This is a genomic window from Sporosarcina sp. P3, from assembly GCF_002743415.1.
Classification (GTDB): Bacteria; Bacillota; Bacilli; order Bacillales_A; family Planococcaceae; genus Sporosarcina; species Sporosarcina ureae_A.
In genome coordinates, this window is sequence record NZ_PDZE01000016.1 from 23,150 (window position 1) to 45,590 (window position 22,441).

20 protein-coding genes are annotated in these 22,441 nt (G+C 42.0%); 4 read left to right on the forward strand and 16 right to left on the reverse strand.

Translation table 11 applies throughout. The features are described from left to right. Positions 1-62: 62 nt before the first annotated feature. Together icd and citZ are read right to left on the reverse strand one after the other, a co-directional pair. Complete coding sequence (gene icd, locus CSV61_RS15135; protein WP_255408213.1) at positions 63-1,334, reverse strand: NADP-dependent isocitrate dehydrogenase; 1,272 nt, start codon at positions 1,332-1,334, stop codon at positions 63-65. 68 nt (positions 1,335-1,402) lie between these two features. After that, a complete protein-coding gene (gene citZ, locus CSV61_RS15140) occupies positions 1,403-2,518 on the reverse strand; it encodes a citrate synthase (RefSeq protein WP_099639901.1) in 1,116 nt (371 codons plus the stop codon). Positions 2,519-2,563: 45 nt separating this feature from the next. On the opposite strand from citZ, the gene CSV61_RS15145 reads away from it, so the two are divergent. Continuing rightward, entirely contained in the window at positions 2,564-3,667 is a 1,104-nt protein-coding gene (locus CSV61_RS15145) for an AI-2E family transporter (protein ID WP_143561107.1), read from the forward strand. On the opposite strand, the gene CSV61_RS15150 is transcribed toward CSV61_RS15145, so the two are convergent. From CSV61_RS15150 to CSV61_RS15185, 8 genes are all read right to left on the reverse strand, one after another. Next, positions 3,660-4,043, reverse strand: a complete 384-nt coding sequence (locus CSV61_RS15150) for an FxsA family protein (RefSeq protein WP_083032256.1) — start codon at positions 4,041-4,043, stop codon at positions 3,660-3,662. The two genes, CSV61_RS15145 and CSV61_RS15150, sit on opposite strands and share 8 nt — an antisense overlap. A gap of 55 nt (positions 4,044-4,098) precedes the next feature. Further along, positions 4,099-5,859: a pyruvate kinase gene (gene pyk, locus CSV61_RS15155; protein ID WP_083032259.1), complete on the reverse strand. Its 1,761-nt coding sequence runs from the start codon at positions 5,857-5,859 to the stop codon at positions 4,099-4,101. A gap of 38 nt (positions 5,860-5,897) precedes the next feature. Beyond that, positions 5,898-6,857, reverse strand: a complete 960-nt coding sequence (pfkA, locus tag CSV61_RS15160) for a 6-phosphofructokinase (RefSeq protein ID WP_099639903.1) — start codon at positions 6,855-6,857, stop codon at positions 5,898-5,900. Between the two features lie 63 nt (positions 6,858-6,920). Further along, entirely contained in the window at positions 6,921-7,874 is a 954-nt protein-coding gene (gene accA, locus CSV61_RS15165; RefSeq protein WP_083032265.1) for an acetyl-CoA carboxylase carboxyl transferase subunit alpha, read from the reverse strand. Continuing rightward, the gene (gene accD, locus CSV61_RS15170) at positions 7,871-8,743 is read right to left on the reverse strand and encodes an acetyl-CoA carboxylase, carboxyltransferase subunit beta (protein ID WP_099639904.1); all 873 of its coding nucleotides are present in this window, start codon (positions 8,741-8,743) and stop codon (positions 7,871-7,873) included. The genes accA and accD overlap by 4 nt, the downstream gene beginning before the upstream one ends. Continuing rightward, positions 8,740-9,402 (reverse strand): FadR/GntR family transcriptional regulator, encoded by a 663-nt coding sequence (locus CSV61_RS15175; RefSeq protein WP_099639905.1) that lies wholly within the window; start codon positions 9,400-9,402, stop codon positions 8,740-8,742. Before CSV61_RS15175 ends, accD begins: the two co-directional genes overlap by 4 nt. Before the next feature lie 235 nt (positions 9,403-9,637). Then, positions 9,638-12,706: a DNA polymerase III subunit alpha gene (locus tag CSV61_RS15180; protein WP_099639906.1), complete on the reverse strand. Its 3,069-nt coding sequence runs from the start codon at positions 12,704-12,706 to the stop codon at positions 9,638-9,640. Between the two features lie 19 nt (positions 12,707-12,725). Continuing rightward, positions 12,726-13,667: a DHH family phosphoesterase gene (locus tag CSV61_RS15185; RefSeq protein ID WP_099639907.1), complete on the reverse strand. Its 942-nt coding sequence runs from the start codon at positions 13,665-13,667 to the stop codon at positions 12,726-12,728. A gap of 116 nt (positions 13,668-13,783) precedes the next feature. Between CSV61_RS15185 and CSV61_RS15190 the strand changes: the two genes are divergently transcribed. Further along, a complete protein-coding gene (locus tag CSV61_RS15190) occupies positions 13,784-14,113 on the forward strand; it encodes a YtpI family protein (protein ID WP_099639908.1) in 330 nt (109 codons plus the stop codon). 10 nt (positions 14,114-14,123) lie between these two features. On the opposite strand, the gene CSV61_RS15195 is transcribed toward CSV61_RS15190, so the two are convergent. Continuing rightward, positions 14,124-15,431, reverse strand: coding sequence for a DRTGG domain-containing protein (locus CSV61_RS15195; RefSeq protein ID WP_083035867.1), 1,308 nt, complete (start codon positions 15,429-15,431; stop codon positions 14,124-14,126). 126 nt (positions 15,432-15,557) lie between these two features. After that, complete coding sequence (locus tag CSV61_RS15200; protein ID WP_099639909.1) at positions 15,558-16,235, reverse strand: metal-dependent hydrolase; 678 nt, start codon at positions 16,233-16,235, stop codon at positions 15,558-15,560. A 106-nt stretch (positions 16,236-16,341) separates the two neighbouring features. On the opposite strand from CSV61_RS15200, the gene CSV61_RS15205 reads away from it, so the two are divergent. After that, positions 16,342-17,439, forward strand: a complete 1,098-nt coding sequence (locus CSV61_RS15205; protein WP_099639910.1) for a M24 family metallopeptidase — start codon at positions 16,342-16,344, stop codon at positions 17,437-17,439. A gap of 92 nt (positions 17,440-17,531) precedes the next feature. Here CSV61_RS15205 and ald read toward each other — a convergent pair whose 3' ends face one another. Beyond that, the gene (ald, locus tag CSV61_RS15210; protein WP_099639911.1) at positions 17,532-18,653 is read right to left on the reverse strand and encodes an alanine dehydrogenase; all 1,122 of its coding nucleotides are present in this window, start codon (positions 18,651-18,653) and stop codon (positions 17,532-17,534) included. A gap of 242 nt (positions 18,654-18,895) precedes the next feature. On the opposite strand from ald, the gene CSV61_RS15215 reads away from it, so the two are divergent. After that, complete coding sequence (locus CSV61_RS15215; RefSeq protein ID WP_099639912.1) at positions 18,896-19,351, forward strand: universal stress protein; 456 nt, start codon at positions 18,896-18,898, stop codon at positions 19,349-19,351. 233 nt (positions 19,352-19,584) lie between these two features. Here CSV61_RS15215 and CSV61_RS15220 read toward each other — a convergent pair whose 3' ends face one another. The 3 genes from CSV61_RS15220 to tpx all read right to left on the reverse strand — a co-directional run bounded on the left by CSV61_RS15220 (position 19,585) and on the right by tpx (position 22,429). Beyond that, positions 19,585-20,811: an acetate kinase gene (locus CSV61_RS15220; protein WP_099639913.1), complete on the reverse strand. Its 1,227-nt coding sequence runs from the start codon at positions 20,809-20,811 to the stop codon at positions 19,585-19,587. 149 nt (positions 20,812-20,960) lie between these two features. After that, entirely contained in the window at positions 20,961-21,875 is a 915-nt protein-coding gene (locus tag CSV61_RS15225) for a class I SAM-dependent methyltransferase (RefSeq protein ID WP_099639914.1), read from the reverse strand. Between the two features lie 50 nt (positions 21,876-21,925). Next, the gene (tpx, locus tag CSV61_RS15230; RefSeq protein WP_099639915.1) at positions 21,926-22,429 is read right to left on the reverse strand and encodes a thiol peroxidase; all 504 of its coding nucleotides are present in this window, start codon (positions 22,427-22,429) and stop codon (positions 21,926-21,928) included. Positions 22,430-22,441 lie beyond the last annotated feature (12 nt).

The window sequence follows — 22,441 nt, forward strand, 5'->3', positions numbered from 1 at the left end:
TCTCCTTTTTCAGAACAAGATAGTAGAAAGAGGGGGATTCTCATCCCCCTCTTTTGTAACGCTTATAGGTTTTTGATTAATTCATCAGCGAATCCAGAAGTGCTTACTTCTGTCGCATTGTCCATTAGACGTGCGAAGTCGTATGTCACTACTTTTGACGCAATTGTTTGCTCGATAGAAGCAGTGATTAGATCAGCCGCTTCAGTCCAGCCAAGGTGTTGAAGCATCATAACACCTGATAGCAATACGGATGAAGGGTTTACTTTATCCAATCCTGCATATTTCGGTGCTGTACCGTGAGTTGCTTCAAAGATCGCATGTCCAGACTCGTAGTTAATGTTCGCTCCTGGTGCGATTCCGATTCCGCCTACTTGTGCTGCAAGCGCATCAGAAACGTAGTCACCATTCAAGTTCATTGTAGCTACTACATCGAATTCTTTTGGACGTGTCAGAATTTGTTGCAAGAAGATGTCAGCAATTGCATCTTTTACGATGATTTTGCCAGCTGCTTCTGCATCAGATTGCGCTTTATTAGCAGCATCTGTTCCGTCAGCATCTTTAATGCGGTCATATTCTCTCCATGTGAATACTTTGTCGCCGAATTCTTCTTCAGCTAACTCGTATGCCCAGTTCGCGAATGCGCCTTCTGTGAACTTCATGATGTTTCCTTTGTGTACAATCGTCAAAGATTTACGGCCTTCTTCGATCGTATAGTTCAACGCTGAGCGCACAAGGCGCTTAGTGCCTTCTTCAGAAATTGGTTTGATCCCAAGACCTGAAGTTTCAGGGAAACGAATATTTTTAACACCTAACTCAGTTTGAAGGAAATTAACTAATTTTTTTACTTCGTCAGAACCTTCTTGGTACTCGATACCCGCATAGATATCTTCTGTGTTTTCACGGAAAATAACCATGTCACAATCCTCAGGACGTTTCACGGGTGATGGTACTCCTTCGAAATAACGAACCGGACGCAAGCAAGTGTATAAATCCAGTTCTTGACGCAATGCTACGTTCAATGAACGGAATCCTCCACCAATCGGCGTAGTGAGTGGTCCTTTAATCGCAATCAGATATTCTTTAATTGTGTCAAGAGTTTCTGTTGGAAGCCAGTCACCAGTTTCGTTGAATGCTTTCTCTCCAGCAAGAACTTCTTTCCAATTAATTTTCTTTTTCCCGTCATAAGCCTTTTCAACAGCTGCTTCGATTACGCGTGAAGCCGCATGCCAAATATCCGGACCTGTGCCGTCACCTATAATGAAAGGAATCGTTGCGTGATCTGGGACGTTTAAAACACCGTTAGTTACTGTAATCTTTCCATCGTTAGCCATTATTGATATCCTCCTGATTTCAAAATCAGTGGGCCGGTATACGAGATACCGCCCCACGAATTTACTATTTTTTATCGTTCATTGATTGGAACATACTTTTGCATGCCTGGTCCTACGTACTCTGCACGTGGGCGGATCAAGCGGTTGTTTTCGTATTGCTCCAGAATATGTGCGATCCATCCTGAAAAACGAGAAACTGCAAAAATAGGTGTGAAAATATCATGATCGATGTCTAATGAATGATATACCGAAGCGGAGTAGAAATCAACATTTGGAGGCAATTTCTTTTCTCCAGTGACAATTTCTTCGATTTTTTCGGACATATTGTACCACTTTTCTTCACCGCGAAGAGTAGTCAATCGCTTAGACATTTCACGTAAGTGCTTCGCGCGTGGATCACCTTGACGGTATACGCGGTGACCGAAGCCCATGATTTTTTCTTTGTTAGCTAGTTTTTCACGAACATATGGCTCGACTTGATCTTCATCGCCGATTTCCATAAGCATATTCATAACTGCTTCGTTTGCACCGCCGTGTAATGGGCCTTTAAGAGCGCCAATTGCAGCAGTGACACCAGAATACATATCAGATAGAGTCGCCACACATACGCGCGCTGTGAACGTAGATGCGTTCAATTCATGGTCTGCATGTAGTACAAGTGCTTTATTGAATGCTTCTTCAGCGATATCAGCAGGCTCTTCCCCAGAAAGCATGTAAAGGAAGTTTGCCGCATAGCTTAAACCTTTTTTAGGTGCTACTGGCTCTTGTCCTTTTCTGATCCGTGCGAATGCAGTCACTACAGTAGCAACTTTAGCCTGAAGCTTAACTGCTTTATTGTAGTTTTCTTCTGGTGACATATCTTCCGCTTTTTCATCGTATAATCCTAGAAGCGAGATAGCTGTACGAAGTGCTGCCATTGGGTGCACTTTGTCGATTGGGTACGTTTTGAAGTGATCCAGAACCCCTTGTGGAATTTCTGCGTTATCTTCTAATTGCTGTTTCAATTCAGCTAGTTCCTTTTCGTTCGGCAAACGTTTGTGCCAAAGTAGATACACTACTTCTTCGAAACTAGCATTTTCTGCTAAATCATCGATGCCATACCCTACATATGTAAGAGTGTCATCGATAATGGAACTAATTTGAGTTTGTGCTGCCACGATACCTTCCAAACCTTTTGTTGCTGTCATGATATTCGCTCCTTCTTCCCAGTTTAGTCATCTCCCTGAAGCGGAGTGCAGAACGATGACCATCTGCTATTTATATTTTTATCTAAAACGCTTACAAAGTCCATTATAAGCAACTTAAACGGTTTTGTGAATGGTAAAGATGTTTTTTATTTATTATTACCAGAAAGGAATGGACAAATCCGCATGATATCCATCGAATCCAAGCGCTTCCAAACCTATGCCCGTCAATGGTTGCCGGCTCTACTGATCGTGATTTTCCTCATCGTGATCCCACCTATTGGATTCGCGATTGTTTTCGCCTTCTTCACTGCTCCGCTCATGAATTCTGTAATTGCTCTTACAAAACTGCCGGCCTTTTTAGCTGCTTTAGTCATAATGGGGGTGCTTGCCTCTTTAGTATACACCTTCATATTCCTATCAATCAATGGATTGATTTCTGTCATTTGGACTATGGAAGATCAATTAGGGATCATTATCGAAATGATGGATAGTAAAGGTTGGAATTTGCATGCGGCAGCAGAACAATTTATTCAAATGAGTCATGAGGCGATGGAAGGGATCATCAGTTTACTACAAAAGACTTTCCAACAGATTTTCAGTACATTTTTATTTATTATTGCTTATTTTTTCGCTTTACGAGAAAGTGCTACCAATCGGTTTTGGTTTTTAGTTTACTTCCCTAAAAACTTCAGACAGGTAGCAAGCAGGATTTTTGATAGGTCAAGCCGTTTGATGGGACATTTCTTTTCCGTTCAGATTCGACTGTTTTTCATAACATTTATTTTAATGGCGGCCGGTTTCTGGTTGCTTGATTTTGAGTCTTTTTTAACAAAAGCATTTTTGATTTCATTAGTCGATAGTATTCCATTCTTAGGTATCGGGCTGGCATTTTTACCGATGATTGCTTTTTCATTCTATATTGATGACATGTACTCAGCGATTGGTTTGTTGGTTCTCTACATTATTTTACTAGTATGCAGACAGATCATTGAATCGCTGTTGTGGGCACATGCCTTCAAATTACGGACCGTACACTCATTTATCATTACCGCTTGCGCTGTTTATTTATTCGGATTATACGGGATCATGTTTTTACCATTCTTCTTGTTTATCGCGTTGAAAGTAAAGGAACATCCTACATTTACATAACTCGGATTTGACCAGAACGTATTTTATTGTAAATCCACTTGACGATAAACGGATACAATATTTTACGCGGACCGCTAAACAACAATAATAATCCTATAATATCCGTAATAAAACCAGGCATGAGTAATAATAAACCACCTAGTAAAATACACACGCTATCGACTAACGCTTTGCCAGGAGTTTCTCTATTGGCCATACGGTACTGTAAGTCACGCCATGCCCGAAGCCCTTGTTTCTTCGCCAGATAAGCGCCACCAATTCCTGTTGCAATAATTATTACTATCGTAGGCATAATCCCGAGTGTTTTGCCGGAAACCATGAGTACTACCAGTTCAGCAGTCGGTACGATGATGAATAATGCCGCTAACCATTTCATATAGTAACCTCCAAAAAAGACCGCTATCTCTTTATGAGAAGCGGTCTATATATTTTTACAATACTTTCGCGTGACCATTATAGATTACGCCGCTTGCTGCATCCATTGTAATGTCACTACCATTCTTAATAACGGATGTAATGTTTTCCGCACCTACTATTACAGGTACACCTAGACTTAATCCAACCACTGCTGCATGACTAGTCAATCCACCAATTTCGGTAATGATACCTGCGCATCGCTCAAGCGCTGGAAACATATCCCGGTCTGTAGAATGCGTCACAATAATGTCGCCTTCTTTGACTTGTGACAAGGCTTCCTGTGAGTTCTTGATGATTTTTGCTTGACCGAAGGCAACGTTTTTGCCGATACCTTGGCCGCGACCGATTAAATCGCCGATCACATGTAATTTCATCAAGTTCGTTGTACCCGCTTGTCCAACCGGTACACCTGCTGTAATGATCACTACATCGCCATGCGTTACATATTGATGCTTGACACTTTCTTCGACGGCCTCTTGAAGAATACCATCAATATCCAACGCTTTCTTCCCGATGATTGGATACACACCCCAAGCAAGTGTGAGCTTATTGGAGACGACTTCTGAACGTGTAACCGCAATAATCGGAACACCTGGACGGTACTTCGCAATCATAGTAGCTGTATGACCGCTTTCAGTAGGTGCTAAAATTGCTTTTACATTCAAGTTTAGTGCTGTATAAGACGCCGCTTGTCCAATTGCTTCCGTAAGGTTCCCTTCTTTTTCTCTCGTTCTTGTGGAAACGACGGAATGGAAGTCCATGGATTCTTCAGTAGATAACGCAATTTTACACATCACTTTTACGGATTCGACTGGATACATTCCAGCAGCTGTTTCACCTGAAAGCATGACAGCATCTGAACCGTCCAAAATCGCATTGGCCACATCACTTGCCTCTGCACGTGTAGGGCGTGGGTTTCTTTGCATAGAATCCAACATTTGAGTTGCTGTGATAACTGGCTTACCATATTGGTTACATTTATGAATCATCATTTTTTGAACTAATGGAACTTCTTCAGCTGGAATTTCTACTCCTAGATCTCCACGAGCCACCATTAGACCGTCAGATAACTGAAGGATTTCGTCGAGATTGTCGACACCTTCCTGATTTTCAATTTTAGGTACAATATGGATATGTCCACCATTATTATTTTCCAGTAGTTCACGGATTTGAATGACATCAGTTGCGCGACGCACGAAAGAAGCCGCGATAAAATCTACGCCCTGCTCAATACCGAACAAGATATCTTCTTTGTCTTTATCCGTAATACCAGGCAATTGAACAGAAACGTTCGGAACGTTGACCCCTTTATTATCTTTTAAAGGACCCGCGTTGATCACTTTTGTATGAATTAAGTCTTTGTCCGTATCTTTTCCTGTTACTTCAAGTTCGATCAATCCGTCATCTAAAAGAACAAACGAACCACGGTCGACATCATGAATTAACTTCTCGTACGTAACAGAAAACATTTCAGCAGTACCGAGCACTTCTTTCATCGAGATGTCTACTGCTTGTCCTCGTACTAATTCAATTTGACCATCTTTCATCTTATGTGTCCGAATTTCAGGACCTTTTGTATCAAGTAAGATCCCTACCACTTTTTCTTTTTCAGCTGCCGCTTTTCGAATTCTTTCTATCCGTACTTTATGCTCTTCTTGAGTGCCGTGGGAGAAATTTAGACGTGCTACGTTCATCCCTGCGTCAATCAGCTCTAAAAGTCCTTCATACGACTCACTTGCCGGGCCGATTGTACACACAATTTTTGTCTTTCTCACTACTTATCGCTCCTCTGCGTCATGTCGACTCTGACTAATTAGATAGATAATGTTTCTGCCAAATCCACTAATGACAAGTCCAACTTTTCTCGTTTTATAAAGACTTCTTCTAAGTTATAGTCTACCACTTTATGATTTCTCATACCAACAGCAGAACTTTTCTTTCCAGATAAGAGTGTTTCCACAGCTCTTGCACCGTATTGACTGGCAATTACCCGGTCACGTGCAGATGGCGAACCACCTCGCTGCATATGCCCTAATATGGACACACGAGTTTCGACACCCGCTTCTTTTTTCAATATATCTGCCAGTTGCGTAGCGGACATCATACCTTCAGCCAGTACGATAATACTGTGTTTTTTACCACGACTCGTACTGCTCTTAAGGCGATCAATCACAGCGTTTACATCAAATGGTTTCTCCGGCAGTATAATCGATTCAGCACCACCGCCAAGACCTGCCCATAGCGCTAGATCACCTGCGTCCCGCCCCATTACTTCAATAATAAAAGAACGTTCATGAGATGTTGCAGTATCCCGTATTTTATCGATTGCATCGACTACCGTATTCAATGCCGTATCAAAGCCGATTGTAAATTCCGTTCCCGTAATATCATTATCAATTGTCGCGGGAACACAAGCGCAAGGAACGCCCAATTTTACTAGTTCATTGGCTCCCTTAAATGACCCATCTCCACCAATGACGACTATTCCTTCAATAGCATGGAGCTTGATTTGCTCCATCGCTTTGGCGCGACCTTCTTCTGTCATGAACTCCGGACATCTCGCAGAGCGCAATATGGTACCGCCACGTTGAATGATATCTCCAACCGAACCAAGCTGAAATTGCTCGATTTTGCCGTCAATCAACCCTTGGTACCCATTGAATACACCCGAAACTTCCAATCCTTCAAATAGTGCTTTTCTCACTACCGAACGAATGGCCGCATTCATTCCTGGCGCGTCGCCACCACTCGTTAAGACCGCAATTTTTTTCATGTCGATCCCACCCTTTACTCATTACTTGTATGTACGAGCAAAAGACGCGGTTGCCCGCATCTTTTATTCCGAAAAGACTCCTATACTCCGGAATTTAGTATATCGATTATCAATTAACTCTTCTGCTGATAATTCGCATAATGTTTTCAATGATCTTCGTAAAGTATTACGCATCTCTACAGACTGTTGGTTTGCATCACGATGTGCTCCACCAAGTACTTCAGGAATGATTTCATCCACAATATTCATTTCTTTCAAATCGGGTGCAGTGATTTTCATCGCTTCCGCTGCTTGTTTAGCAAGTGAAGGATCCTTCCACAAAATAGACGCTGCTCCTTCAGGAGAAATAACAGAGTAGGTAGAGTTTTCGAGCATATGGATATGGTTGGCTACGCCTAGCGCCAACGCACCTCCACTACCTCCCTCCCCAATCACGATGGAAATGACAGGAACTTTCAACCCGGCCATTTCTACTAAGTTACGAGCAATCGCTTCGCTTTGGCCACGTTGCTCTGCGGCTTTACCAGGATACGCACCTTTTGTATCGATGAAACAAATAATCGGACGATTGAATTTTTCCGCTTGCTTCATTAGACGAAGCGCTTTGCGGTATCCTTCAGGATGTGGCATACCAAAGTTTCTTTTGACATTTTCTTTCGTGTCTTTGCCACGCTGATGTCCAATGATGGTAATAGGCGTTTCTTCAAATGAAGCAATTCCACCGATGATCGCTTCGTCGTCTCCGAAGTTGCGATCTCCATGAAATTCGATAAAGTCTTCGAACAATCGAGTAATATAATCCATTGTCGTCGGTCTTTCAGGATGTCGTGCAACTTGTACACGATCCCATGGCTCCATACTCTCATAGATCTCTGTTTCCAGCTTGGCTAAACGACTTTTCAAATTGACAATTTCAGATGAAAGATCTACGTCATTAATTGCTGTATATTCTTCAAGCTCATTAATTTTTTCACGCAACTTTACGATAGGTTCTTCAAATGCTAGTGTTTTACTCATACAAGTACGGCCCCCTTTCGTGCGTGAAGCTTCAAGATTTTATTCATCACGTCTGGCATATCATTGCGATGGACTACCGCGTCTAATTGACCATGATTCAATAAAAATTCTGCTGTCTGGAAATCTTCAGGCAGTTTTTCACGTACCGTTTGCTCAATTACACGACGTCCAGCAAATCCGATCAGCGCTTTAGGTTCTGCTAAGTTAATATCACCAACTGAAGCGAAACTAGCCGATACACCACCTGTTGTTGGGTAGGTCATGATGGAAATATACAATAAGCCTTTATTGGCATGTCTTTCAAGAGCTACACTTACTTTAGCCATTTGCATCAAACTAATGACGCCTTCTTGCATACGGGCGCCACCACTTGCAGAAAAGATCATCACGGGAATCCCTAATTCAGTCGCTTTTTCTACAGCTCTCGTGATTTTTTCGCCTACAACTGAGCCCATAGATCCCATACGGAAATGTGCATCCATGACCGCAACAGCCACTTGTGTACCTTGAATCGTTCCGACGCCTGTCAGAACGGCTTCATTCAAGCCCGTCGCTTTTGCATCCGCTTCTACTTTTTCTGTGTAAGAAGGGAAATTTAGCGGGTTTTCTGTTTTCAAATGATCATCCATTGATTCAAAGCTATTGTCGTCAAATAAATGATCAATCCGTTCTTGTGCTGTCATTTTATAGTGATGCTGACAAGATGGACACACTTTACCATTTTTCAATAGGTCCTTTGTCAAAATCACGTGCTTACACTCTGGACACTTCGTCATAATTCCTTCTGGCACATCTGCTTTACTTTTGGCAGAGGGCATTGTATGTCGGTCAATTTTTGGTTTCTTTTTAAATAATTCTTTGATACTCATTCCGTTTCCCTTCTTTCTCCCTCAACTTGATTCATCCATTTTTCATAACAAATTAAGGCTTTTTCCGTATTACCGGCCATCATGTCATCCAGCAGTTCATGCACTATAGCTATTTCCTCATCAGCCTCAATGGCTACATCAAAAGAAACACCACTATACTGTTTTAGTAAAAACCAAATTTTCAAGGAGAGTCGGTTTTCAGTAGCGACAATGGTTTCGCGCACCATATCTTCACGCCAAAACACGGACTCTCTTTCTCTCAATTTACTTTGCATGCCTATCCAAACAGGTAGCATGCGCAGTTCTTCATTTTCTGTGATCGTTGTAATAGCTGCTCGCTCATGGATCATCCTGGTTTCAACTACATCTTGGATGGATCGGGCTTGCTGCATAATAAACGTCGAGAGAACTTCCACTAACTGATGTTTTTTGAAATCGGATAGGAACGTTCCTTCGCCTCGCCTCGTTTCAATGAGACCTAGCAATTCCATACTTCGCAACGCCTCGCGTACTGCAGTTCTACTAACTTGTAGTTTTTCTGCCAGGTGACGTTCAGATGGTAACCTATCGCCATATTCAATTTTCTGTTCGCTAATTAGTGATTGCAGTTCTCCGATAATATCCAAAAAACGCTTGGATGATGATTGTGAATTTTGCATGAGGAGAACTCCTTTTTCATACCTTCAACAGAGTGGTCTGACCACCCTGCATACAAGCATACAAAAAAGTCGGCACTACGTAAAGCAATATCGTGAAATTACAAGTGTTTTTATTTCGTCATTTTTCTTACCGACTGAACGCTCGCTTGTCAAAAAGTCGAAGTTTAGTCCATCATGACGTAGATTGCGTCACGATGGACTAAAGAGAATGGCATTCGTGATTTCTAAACCACTTTCATTCTCCTGAGAGACTAAGCGGCAATAATTGGTCTACTATCAATTGAACGGATTGATTTCGAAAATCAATGCTTCCTGAAATTTGAACAAACGCTTGCTCTTTTAAATGGACGCTGATTCGTGCATATTGTTTCGGAAATACGGTACAAGAAATTTCTTCTGTCTCATCCTGTAACGTAAGAAACGCCATAGCCTCACCTTTTTTTGTACGAATCCGTCTAATGGACAGGATGATTCCCATACAATGTACTTTGGTGCCTGGACGTAAAGAAAATAGCGATGAAATAGATGGTATTTGACTGGAGGCATTTCGCTTTAATTGTTCAACAGGATGCTCAGATAAATAAAATCCTAATGTGTCATGTTCAAAACCAAGCATAGTCATCTGATCCATCGTGCCACCTGGTGTATATTTAGGTTGTGAATTAAATTGAAACTGCTCACTTAACGCATCATCCCCTATGAAAAGTGCATGAGAATGAGCCGCATCTATTGAAGCGAGGAGCACTGAGCGCCTCTGGTTAAAATCGTCAAGCGCACCTGCTTTAATGAGCGGAATGATCGCTTTTTCTGTAAAATGATCGGCTCCAAGGGAGAGCGCCATATCAAACATAGAAGTCCAACTTCCCTTTTCACGCGCAGTAGCTAATTGCTGGTAGAAGGCGAAAGTAACGCCTTTTATAGCGCCTAAACCAAGACGAACCGCATGTCCTTCCACTGTATGTGAATAGCGGCTTTTCGTGACGGAGGGAGGAAGTATCGGAATACCTTTTGCCTTCATTTCACGAATTACTTCCATCATCTTATCTTTACTTCCGATTAAAGAAGATAAAAAGGCTGCGTAGAAATACGTCGGTTCATTGGCTTTGAAGAATGCCAGGCGGTAGGAAATCAGTGAATAGGCCACCGCATGGCTTTTGGGGAATCCGTAATCCGCAAATTTCACGATTAAATTATAGACGTTGTTTGCCTTTCCTTGATCAAACCCTTTTTGACGCGCTCCGGCAATAAAATGCTGTCTTTCTTCTTCTAGCACTTGCTGATTCTTCTTACTAATGGCTCGTCTTAGAAGATCGGCCTCCGCCATGGTAAAGCCTGCAATATTCACTGCGATTTTCATAATCTGTTCTTGATAAATAATAATGCCATACGTTTCAGCTAGGATAGGTTCGAGCTCCGGTATGTCATAAACAGTCGGCTCTTGTCCGTTTTTCCGTCGGCTGTAAAGTGGGATAAATTCCATTGGGCCCGGACGATACAAGGCGTTGACCGAGTAAATATCTGTAAAGTTATCTGGCTGTATCGTTCGTAGTGCACGACGCATACCCGGTGATTCGAACTGGAAGATCCCTGTGGTATCTCCTGCTTTAAATAGTTTATAAGTCTTTTGATCATTCAGCGGTATCTGTTCAAAGTCGATCACTTGCTTTTTACTATAGTGAATCATGGCATGGATTCTATCGAGTAGGGTTAAGTTTCGCAACCCGAGGAAGTCCATTTTCAATAAACCGACTTCCTCTACATCTTTCATCGCCCATTGCGTCAGGAACACTTCATCCGATCCGATTTGCAATGGGACATAATGGACAAGTGGTTTGGCTGCCAGCACAACACCCGCAGCGTGAGTGGACGCATTTCTCGGTAAATCTTCTAAACGTTCAGCGGCTTGTTGCCACACTTCTCTTCGCGGCTCTACTTGAATCCAGTCACGTAATTTCTGGGACTGCCTGACGTTTTCCTTAAACGACTGTCTACTATTCAATTCATTGGACATAAATCGAACTTCTTCAGGTGTGAAATCCAAGACTCTAGCCACGTTTCGAGCGACTGCTTTTGTTGAAAGTGTGCCGAATGTGATGATCTGTGCGACATATTGTTTTCCGTACGTGTTTGCCACATAATTGACAACTTCTGTTCGGCGGTGATCCGCGAAATCAATATCTATATCCGGCATGGTCACTCGTTCCGGATTCAGAAAACGTTCAAATAACAATCCGTATTGAATCGGATCTACTTCTGTAATACCAAGTGCAAATGCGACTAAAGAGCCTGCTGAAGACCCCCGTCCTGGGCCAACTAGAATCCCTTCCGTTTTTGCATACCGTACATAATCCTCCACTATTAAGAAATAATCTGTAAAGCCCATTTGTTCAATAATTGATAATTCATATCGCAGACGTTCTTCATATTCCTCTGGCAATTCCTGAAAACGTTGTTGCAATCCTGTCCGGCACTTTTCCTCCAACAAATCCATAGGCATTCTGCCGTCTGCTATAGGAAACTTTGGAAGTAGAAAGTCTTCTTTCTGGATAGTTACGTCGCAGGAATTCATAATGTTTTCCGTTGTCTGTAACCATTCAGGGTACTCAGTGAACCAATTTGCAAGCTCTTCTCGTTCAGGCAAATAAGCTTGTCGATACCGATTAGGCGGTTTGTTTGAATCACTCAGTTTATAGCCTTTGCGTATGGCTGTTGCGACTTCATAAGCTTGGAAATCTTCCTTATGGAGAAAGCGTGTTTCTTGACAAGCCGCTATAGACAATTGACATTCTTCACTCAACTGAATGATTGCTTCTTCGTCAGGATGTGCTCCCCCGCCTGGCCGGCTAATTCCAATAAATGTGGGAGCGCTAGACACTTTTTCCGTCAGTAACTGTAGCACATGTACATTACGTGCGTTCGCCCATGAGGAGTCAGTCATCGCACAGATGATGATACACCCTTCCTGATAGGCATGAAGCCAATTGAGCGGTAAGTTCTCTTCTTCACGTGTCGAAATAGCACTGCTCATTTTCATTAGATTGGAGAAGCCTATTTCGTTTTGTGCATATATGTATAGAAGCACTTCCTGATCGTCGACTTCTACTATAACGGACAAACCTATGACTGGCTGGATGCCGTACTTACGTAACATTTTACTGAATGACCGAACTCCATATAGTTTACTATTGACGATGGCAGCAGAAGAAGCCCCTCTTTTTTGCAAAAGAGGAGCCAATTCGTCTAACTTTACGATTCCACGCAATAAGTCTGCGCCCGTTACGATTTGCGGATACATCAGGTTCATTTCAATCCCTCAGCTCTGCTTAATAGTTTCTGCAAAGTTCTTGCAGTTTGACGATGATTTCATCTACTTCTGTCCATGAATATGCGGAAGCCCCTGAGGCTAATGGATGACCGCCACCATTGTGCTGCATCGCTAATGTATTGATCACAGGACCTTTCGAACGTAGGCGGACACGGATTTGGTCATTCTCTTCTATAAAGATACTCCACGCACAAATTCCTTTCACCTCTCCAAGTGACCCAACTAGTTGAGACGTCTCGGATACTGAGACATCGAATTTCTCCAAAATATCTTGAGTCAATATAATATACGCTGCACCATTTTCATCGATCGTAAAGTTTTGGTAAATATATCCTTGCAAATGTAAAATTTTTCGATCCATTTCATACATTCCCGCGAACAATTTCGTACGATCGAAAGGTTGCTTGATCAATGAGCTGGCTACTTCAAATGTCTTTTCAGTTGTGCTTGGAAACATGAAACGACCTGTATCTCCTACAATTCCTGCGAATAAAAAGCGTGCAGCTTCCGGAGTTATTTCCCAACCGTATGACGCGTGACCTTCTTCATATATCGTATAGATCATTTCGGAGCAAGAACTCGCGTCTGTATTCACCCATCGCGCATCCCCGTATGGATCCTCGTTAGGATGATGATCGATTTTCAATAAAAAAGCTCCTTTATCGTAAAACGATCCATCAATGCGAGCTGTATTTGCTGTATCGGTCACGATGACAAGCGCATCTTCATAATCTGATTCGGTCACTGTATTCGGATCCCCTAAATAACTTAGCAGTTCATCGTGCATCCCGGCTGCCAGTACATGCTTTTGTGGATAGTTTTTTTCAATCAGTGCTTTCAACCCCATTTGTGATCCATATGCATCTGGATCTGGTCGGACGTGACGATGGATGATGATTTTGTCGTATTTCTCAATTGTGTCAATGATTTGTCGTTTCATGTATATTCCCCCAGGTTTCTGTACAAGTATTCGCATTTCCCATTAAAAGCCGCTACAATATATAGTGGACCTCAATCACATAGCAGGTTATTTTGTATATAATGGAGGCTTTTTCGATGGAAATGGTTAACTTTCTTTTTGTTTTTGGTATCGTCGCTTCCGGCGTATTCTATTTTGTTTTCAAAACACGACAATTTCGCACAAGCCATATGTTTCCCATTCGTAAAAAGATGTATGCAAGCTTGGCAGGCACAGCACTTGGCGCTCTATTGATTTTCTTCGGAATCAATCAACTGCTCATCTTTGATGGCGCGTTAACATATATCGTGTCAGCTATATTTATTTTATTTGGCGGATACGTTGCCATATTTAATTTTAACGCGCAGAAACATTATAAGCAGTTTGTCGCTGAGGAACGTGAACTAAACAAAGCTGATGTCAATTGACATCAGTTTTTTATTTCTCAAAAAGTTGGAATGTTCCCATGGCTTTCGCTACCATATCGTCGTTTGATGTCAATTGGATTTCCAGCTTGATGGATCGGCGACTCATGTGAATGATCTTTGATTCTACTGTGACTGACGCGCCAAGCTGCACTTGTTTGATGAAATAAATCGTCACGTTCTCTGGCATACTTTCGCCTCGTTTTTGAAGCTTGATCATACGACTTCCTGCTTCTGTCAGAATCGTTAGCATCGCTCCGTAAGACAATGAACCGAATTGATTGGTCATTTGTGGGACAACGGAGAATTCGATTTTTTCAGGTGAATTTGTAATAGCTTTCATTTGGTTCTTGACGATGTCATCAATGGTTTCTCCTTGTTGCGGTTGACGTTGCGTCATTTGCAATGCTTTTAGGACATCTTGACGACTGATGATCCCTTCCAAAATTCCAGCTTCATTCACGACAGGCATTAAATCAATACCTTCCCAAATCATGCTGTGCCCTGCTGATGCCACACTCATTTTTCCGTTTACCGTGATCGGTCCAGGCGTCATGACCTTCCCGACAGTGTGTACGTCTGGATTGCTGACGACATCGCGGGATGTGATAATCCCTACTAACGTGCCGTCAGATTTCACCACAGGATAGGCTGAGTGAGATGTTTGGTGATTCACTTCGTAAAATTGATCGACGGAGTCTTCAGGAGATAATGTCACTGCTCTTGCCAATGGCGTCAAAATATCCTCTACTAATAGAATCTCTTTTTCGATCAACTGATCATAAATCGCTCGGTTCAACATAGTTGCAACTGTAAAGGTATCATAACTCGTTGAAATAACAGGCAAGTTCATCTCGTCTGCCAGCCGCTTCACTTCATCGGTTGCATCGAAGCCACCCGTCACGAGGACAGCAGCCCCCGCCTTAATCGCAATTTCATGTGCTTTTAAACGATTCCCTACAATTAACAGACTGCCCGCATCGATATAGCGGATCATATCCTCCAGTTGCATGGCCCCCACTACAAATTTCGTTAATGTTTTATGTAAGCCATCACGACCACCTAGCACGACACCGTCTACAATGTTAATGACTTCTGCGAATGTCAAACGCTCAATATTTTCTTTTTTCTTTTTTTCGATTCGGATTGTACCTACACGTTCAATAGTATTCACCAATTTTTGATTTTCCGCTTCTTTTATTGCGCGGTAAGCAGTTCCGTCACTGACTTCTAATGCTTTCGCAACTTGGCGGACAGAGATCTTTTCTCCTACGGCCAAACTTTCGATATAGCGCAAAATCTGCTCGTGTTTAGTTGACATGATTTCACCTTTTTCTTCGACCTGATTTAAGGTTTCAGCTTTTTGATAATCATACCATAAAACCAACAAAAAAACGGTCTAAGACGTGAACAATACGCCCTAGACCGTGATTATTTGATTTATCGTTTACAAGTCAATCGATTCCCCTGGTTCCATTATTTTCACTTCATGATTTTTCACAAGTGACTTGAAGTCTTCAGGATCCAATTCGATTGGTGGGAATGTATTGAAGTGGACAGGAACGGTGAGCTTTGGTTTCAACAATTCGACTGCTTTTGCGGCATCTTTAGGACCCATCGTGAAATTATCGCCAATCGGCAAGAACGCTACATCAATTCCTTCTTCCCCATATAGTTTCATATCGCTAAACAGCGAAGTATCTCCTGCGTGATAAATTACTTGATCTTCGATGGTCAATAGTAAACCCGCGGGCATACCGGTGTAAATAATTTCATTATCTTCCGTTGTATAAGAAGAACTATGGAATGCTTGTGTATATTTTACGGTACCGAAATCAAATTCTTTGGCTCCGCCAATGTTCATTCCATGTGTAGTTAAGCCTTGGAATCCAAGGTAAACAGCCAATTCGTTAGGTGCTACGACTAGAATATCTTCTCTTTTCGCAATTTCCATTGTATCGCCTACATGGTCATTATGTCCGTGTGTCAGCAATATCACGTCTGGCTTTTCCTCTTCCGCTTTAAGATCCGTTAATTTATTACCTGTAATGAAAGGATCGATTAAAATCGTCTTTCCATTCGTCTCAATTTTCACGATCGAATGACCATGGTATGAAATTTTCACAACGATCACACTCCTCATTTTAATTACTTACTCTCTTTATACCTTCTATATAAAAGCGTAAAACCCTCTTATTTGTTATACTATCCAAAACAGAGGAGGTAATATTTTGACGAACATTCAAAAAGTACAAGATTTCTTAGAGAAACATGACGTAGATGCAGCACTCATAACAAATCCGGATAATGTATTTTATTTGACTGATTTTCGTAGTGATCCCCACGAGCGGCTATTAGGTGTAGTTATTTCCAAAGAAGCGGATCCATTTGTGATTTGTCCTGCTATGGAAGTTCCAGATGTGAAAGCAATCGGTTGGAAATTTGACGTAATTGGATACAAAGATACAGATAATGCATTCGAATTTTTAGATCAAGCCATCACGGAACGGATCTCTACATTCTCATTGCTCGCAATCGAAAAAGAACATGTAACTGTGGATCGATTCGAAATTTTGCAAGAGCGTTTCCCTACCTTACAATTCGCCAAATTGGATGATGAACTAGCTAAAAATCGTCTGATCAAAAATGAGACGGAACTCCAGCACTTACGTAAAGCAGCTGAATTGGCTGATTATGCAATCGAAGTAGGTTGCAATGAAATCGCTGAAGGTAAAACGGAGTTGGAAATAGTCCAAGCTGTAGAACAAGCTGTGAAACGAAAAGGCGCAGAGAAAATGTCGTTTGATACTATTATCGTTTCGGGTACAAAAACCGCCTCACCTCATGGTATACCAGGGCAGAAAAAAATCGAAAAAGGGGATTTCATCTTATTTGATCTTGGCGTCGTGTATAAAGGATATTGCTCAGACATTACGCGAACGATTGCATTTGGTGAGCCGACAGAAGAAAAGCGTAAAATTTATGAGACGGTTAAAAAGGCACAGCAAGCAGCAATCGACGTAGTACGCCCCGGCACATTAGCTCTGGAGGTAGATCATGCTGCACGGGCAATTATCGAAGAAGCAGGATATGGCGAATTATTCCCGCATCGTATCGGACACGGTCTTGGTATTTCCGTTCATGAGTTCCCTTCTTTGACAGGAACAAATGATATGCCACTTCAAGAAGGCATGGTGTTCACAATCGAGCCAGGTATTTATGATCCGACTGTAACAGGAGTGCGTATTGAAGATGATTTGTATGTGACGAAAGACGGCGTCGAGGTGTTGACGAAGTTCCCTAAAGAGTTGAAGGTTATTGGAGATTAAAAAATAGAAAAAGACTGAAGACAGACTCCATTTCAAGGGTTTGTCTTCAGTCTAGGGCCGCTATTTTATGTAGTGGTCTTTTTGTATTTGGATTAAATCGTTTCTAGTACCTGTTCCACGTCAACGTGAGGTAGTTCCTGTGCTTCTGCTACTGCTTTGTACGTAATATGTCCAGCTAGTGTGTTGATCCCTTTACGTAGTACTTCGTTGTCTGTACATGCTTTTTTCACGCCTTTGTTCGCGATTTGAAGAGCGTACGGAATCGTCACGTTTGTCAGTGCCATAGTGGATGTTTGTGGAACTGCACCCGGCATGTTCGCTACTGCGTAGTGAATGACACCATGTTTGGTGTAAGTTGGATCATCGTGTGTCGTGACACGGTCAGACGTTTCGAAAATTCCGCCTTGGTCAATTGCGATGTCAATGACTACGGAGCCAGGGCTCATAGACTTCACCATTTCTTCTGTTACGAGAGTTGGCGCTTTTGCACCTGGAATTAGAACGCAACCGATCACCAAGTCCGCATCTTTCACTGCCTTAGCGATATTAAATGGATTGGATACCAGTGTTTGAATATGCTCTCCGAAGATCTCGTCAAGCTGACGTACACGCTCTACTGATAGATCTAAAATCGTTACATGTGCGCCGATTCCGATTGCCACACGCGCAGCATTTGTACCGGCTTGTCCGCCACCAATAATCGTGATTTTCCCACGTGACACACCTGGTACCCCAGCGAGCAAAATCCCTTTGCCGCCTTTCGTCTTTTCCAAGTACTGTGCACCGATTTGCGTTGCCATACGGCCTGCCACTTCACTCATTGGTGCTAGCAGAGGTAATCCACCACTAGGTAATTGAACCGTTTCATACGCAATTGCTGTTACTTTTTTGTCGAGTAATGCTTGTGTTAGTTTCAATTCTGGTGCTAAGTGAAGATACGCAAATAAGATTAATCCTTCACGGAAATACTGATATTCTGATTCTGCAGGTTCTTTAACTTTCAAGACCATATCCGCTTCCCATACTTCAGCGGCTGAATCTACGATCATCGCACCTGCTGCTTTATATTCTTCATCTTGAAAGCTCGAACCGATTCCAGCACCTTTTTCAATTAATACTTCATGACCAGCTGTTAATAGAGTTAGAACACTTGCAGGGGCTATTGCCACTCGGTTTTCATTATTTTTGATTTCTTTTGGAACACCTATACGCATGCAAAATCCTCCTAGAATGGTAATTTCTTTAAATTCTTTTTTCATCATCTCACTGTCGATTCATGACTATTTAATCTTATCAGAAAATAGATAGCTTTACCTCTTTTTTTCAACGTTTTTCCATACAATCTTCAGTTTCTAGATTTAAATAAAATCTTTCGACAAAAAAAGAAGGACTCTCATAATCTGTATAGAATAAGAATAGTGTAGAGAGTATTTAAATTTAGGGATGGAGTGATAACATGGCACTTACTTACAAAGATATTATCGTAGCCGTAGATGGTTCAGATGAGGCAAAATGGGCATTCAAAAAAGCAATCGCAATTGCCGATCGTAATGATGCAACTCTTCACTTGATTAATATTATTGATACGCGTTCTTACGCAGCTGTTGAAGCGTACGATCGTTCAATTGCAGAGCGCGCACAGAAATATGCTGAAGAATTGTTAACTGACTACCGCAATGAAGCGGTTGCAGCAGGCGTAGCAAATGTGGAGGTTCACGTAGAATATGGCTCTCCTAAGACGTTGATTCCACGTGACATCGCGAAGAAACTTCAAGCAGATTTAATTATTTGTGGTGCTACAGGTCTAAACCGTGTAGAACGTTTCTTAATCGGAAGTGTTTCCGAGAATATCGTTCGTTCTGCGAAGTGTGATGTACTGGTTGTACGTACACCGGAACATCTACAAGGCTAATAAGTAATTACAGACTGTCCAAGAAGTCGTTTATTCGATTTCTTGTGGCAGTTTTTTTGCGTATAAAGCTAGGGTGTAGGCACCGCTTATGTCTCATATGACAGTAACGTGTAAAGCATCGCTCTCCATTCAAACAAATGCAACAGCAATCGGTAGTGATGCGCTCTACTGCTTTTACGAGCTTGCAAAAAGTCCCGACTGTCAGTTTTTTGACGGTCGGGACTTTGTTTTATTTATTCAGCCGCTACTGTTTCTGCTTCTTCTGGAACTGGAATTCCTGCGATGCGCACAGTGTCGCGAGCTAGCATGATTTCTTCATTTGTTGGGATAATCAGTACTTTGACTGGTGAATGCGGGAAGCTGATGTATGCTTCTTCACCGCGAATGTTATTTAGGCTTGGGTCGAAGTAGACTCCCATGAATTCTAAACCGTTCATTACTTTTTGACGAACGATTGCACTGTTCTCGCCAATTCCTGCTGTGAAGATAATGGCATCCACTCCGCCCATCCCTGCGGCGTATTGCCCAATATGCTGGTGGATACGATCCGTAAAGACATCTAGAGCCAATTGCGCACGGTGGTTGCCTTGTTCTGCAGCTTCCGTAATATCGCGCAAGTCACTTGAAAATCCACTGATTCCAAGTAGTCCTGATTTTTTATTCAATACGTTGACTACTTCTTCAGCTGATTCGCCCGTACGCTCCATCATATATGGAATGAGGGCTGGATCAATATTTCCTGAACGTGTCCCCATGATCACGCCTGCTAATGGAGTGAAGCCCATGGACGTGTCTACTGACTTACCGCCTTTAACAGCTGCAATACTCGCACCATTACCTAAGTGGCATGAGATTAAACGAGTATCCTCAAGAGGTCTGTTCAAGATCTTTGCGGCGCGTTCCGTTACGTATTTATGGCTCGTCCCATGGAAACCGTATTTGCGAATTCCATATTTTTCATAATATTCATATGGTAACGCATACAAAAATGCTTTTTCAGGCATGGTCTGATGGAATGCTGTATCAAATATGGCAACTGCAGGTGTGTTTGGCAGCGCTTTCTGAAACGCTTTAATTCCTACAATATTCGCTGGATTATGCAGTGGCGCGAAGCCTGAAATCTCTTCTAGTTTTTCAATTACTTCATCCGTAATTAATACTGAGTCACTGTATAGCTCTCCCCCATGAACTACGCGGTGACCGAGTCCATCAATCTCATCGTAAGACGAAACGACCCCTTCACTAAGTAGATGTTCTAACAGCATATCAACAGCCATTAAATGATCTGTTATATCTATCACTTTCTCGATTTTCTTTTCGACAGTTGTCATAGTGAAAACGGAACTTTCTAAACCAATGCGTTCGAATAACCCCTTGGTAATTTCTTCTTCGTTGGTCATTTCAATCAGTTGGAACTTCAAAGAAGAACTACCCGCATTTATTGACAAAATCTTCGGCACAAAAACCCACCCCTTAAAATAATTACGTCGTAGAACGTTTGAATTTATTATAGTATCTAACTATTTTAAAAGCAATTGAATTCCTGCGATATACGTTGCCTTTCCACGAATAGATCCATGAAATAAAAAAGAAGAGAAATGACTATTCGTCACTTCTCCCCTTCTTCCACCCACGCACTTAGTTTATCAAAAAACTTTTGCATAGCGGTTGCATTGCCCAGTTCAGGTATTTTCGCTAATAACACGTCTGGCAGGACAAAATGGTCGTTTGGTGGTTGTTGTAATACTAATATACTTTTTGCAAAACGCTGATCTGCAAATAATGAAGAAGGCAACTCAAGCAAACCTCTCAATAATTTATGTTCTTTGACAAAGTGTAAGATAGGTTCTGCACCTTCAGCAGTCAACAACCTAGAAGGCACGATGAATAATCCGTAGCCACCTGGCTTTACATAGCGCATGGATTGCTCAATATATAAATAATGAGAGAAAGCATGGCCTTCAGGCGCCATCAATTCATAATCCATAGCGACTTCATCATCCGGATAATAACCTACAGGTAAATCACTCACTACCGCATCCACTACATCAATAGGTAACGGCCGTAGTGCGTCTTGAAGATAAAATGATACCGGTAATTCCAATAAATTGGCTGTCGCAGCAGCGATTTGAATCAATACATCGTCGATTTCAACTGCACTCGCCGAAGCGGCCCCTTTATATTGATTCAATACTGTAAACAAAAGATTTCCGGTTCCTGCTGCCGGATCTAATAACGTTACCGGCTGCGTTGAATCCAATAATTTATTGACTAAATATCCTATCAAAAAGCCAATCGTATCAGGAGTCATTTGGTGATGAGCTTGCGTGGACTGCTTTAACCCTTTTAATAAGGCTAGCTGAATTCCTTTACGGATTTCTTCTTTATCAGGATCTTGCAAGTCTACTGCCGACGGTTGATCTAGCCATTTTTCACTCGCCTCGAGCACAGCGTCCAAATACAACCCTTCAGTAGCCGACGCATGATTGTCGTAATACGTAAAAACTTTTTCTATAGTGTTCATGTAAATTCCTCCAAGAAGAAACCCACCTCTTTTTCAGGTGGGTTTTTAAATTAATTCAGTTCTTTCACTGCTTTAATGGCTGCATCATAGTCGGGATGGTCAGTCGCTTCACTCACATACTCAACATACGCGACTTGATCATCGCGATCGACCACAAAGATCGAACGAGTCAATAATCGTAATTCCTCAATCGCTGTACCGAATGCTTTACCAAATGAAAGATCACGATGATCAGAGTACAAATGTAAGTTTTCCACATTCTCTTCCTCTTTCCAACGTCCTTGTGCAAATGGCAGATCGCAAGAAATCGTCATGACTTCTACGTCATCTCCAAGCGATGTTGCTTCGTCGTTGAAACGCTTCGTCTGAATGGAACATACACCTGTATCAACAGAAGGCACAACACTGATCAAACGCACTTTACCTTTTGAATCATCCAGTGTCACAGGATTCAAATCATTCGCAAGCACGGTGAAATTTGGTGCCTGATCTCCAATTTTCACTTCTGAACCTAACAGATGAATCGGTTGATCTTTGAATGTAACTTGTACCATACCTAACCACTC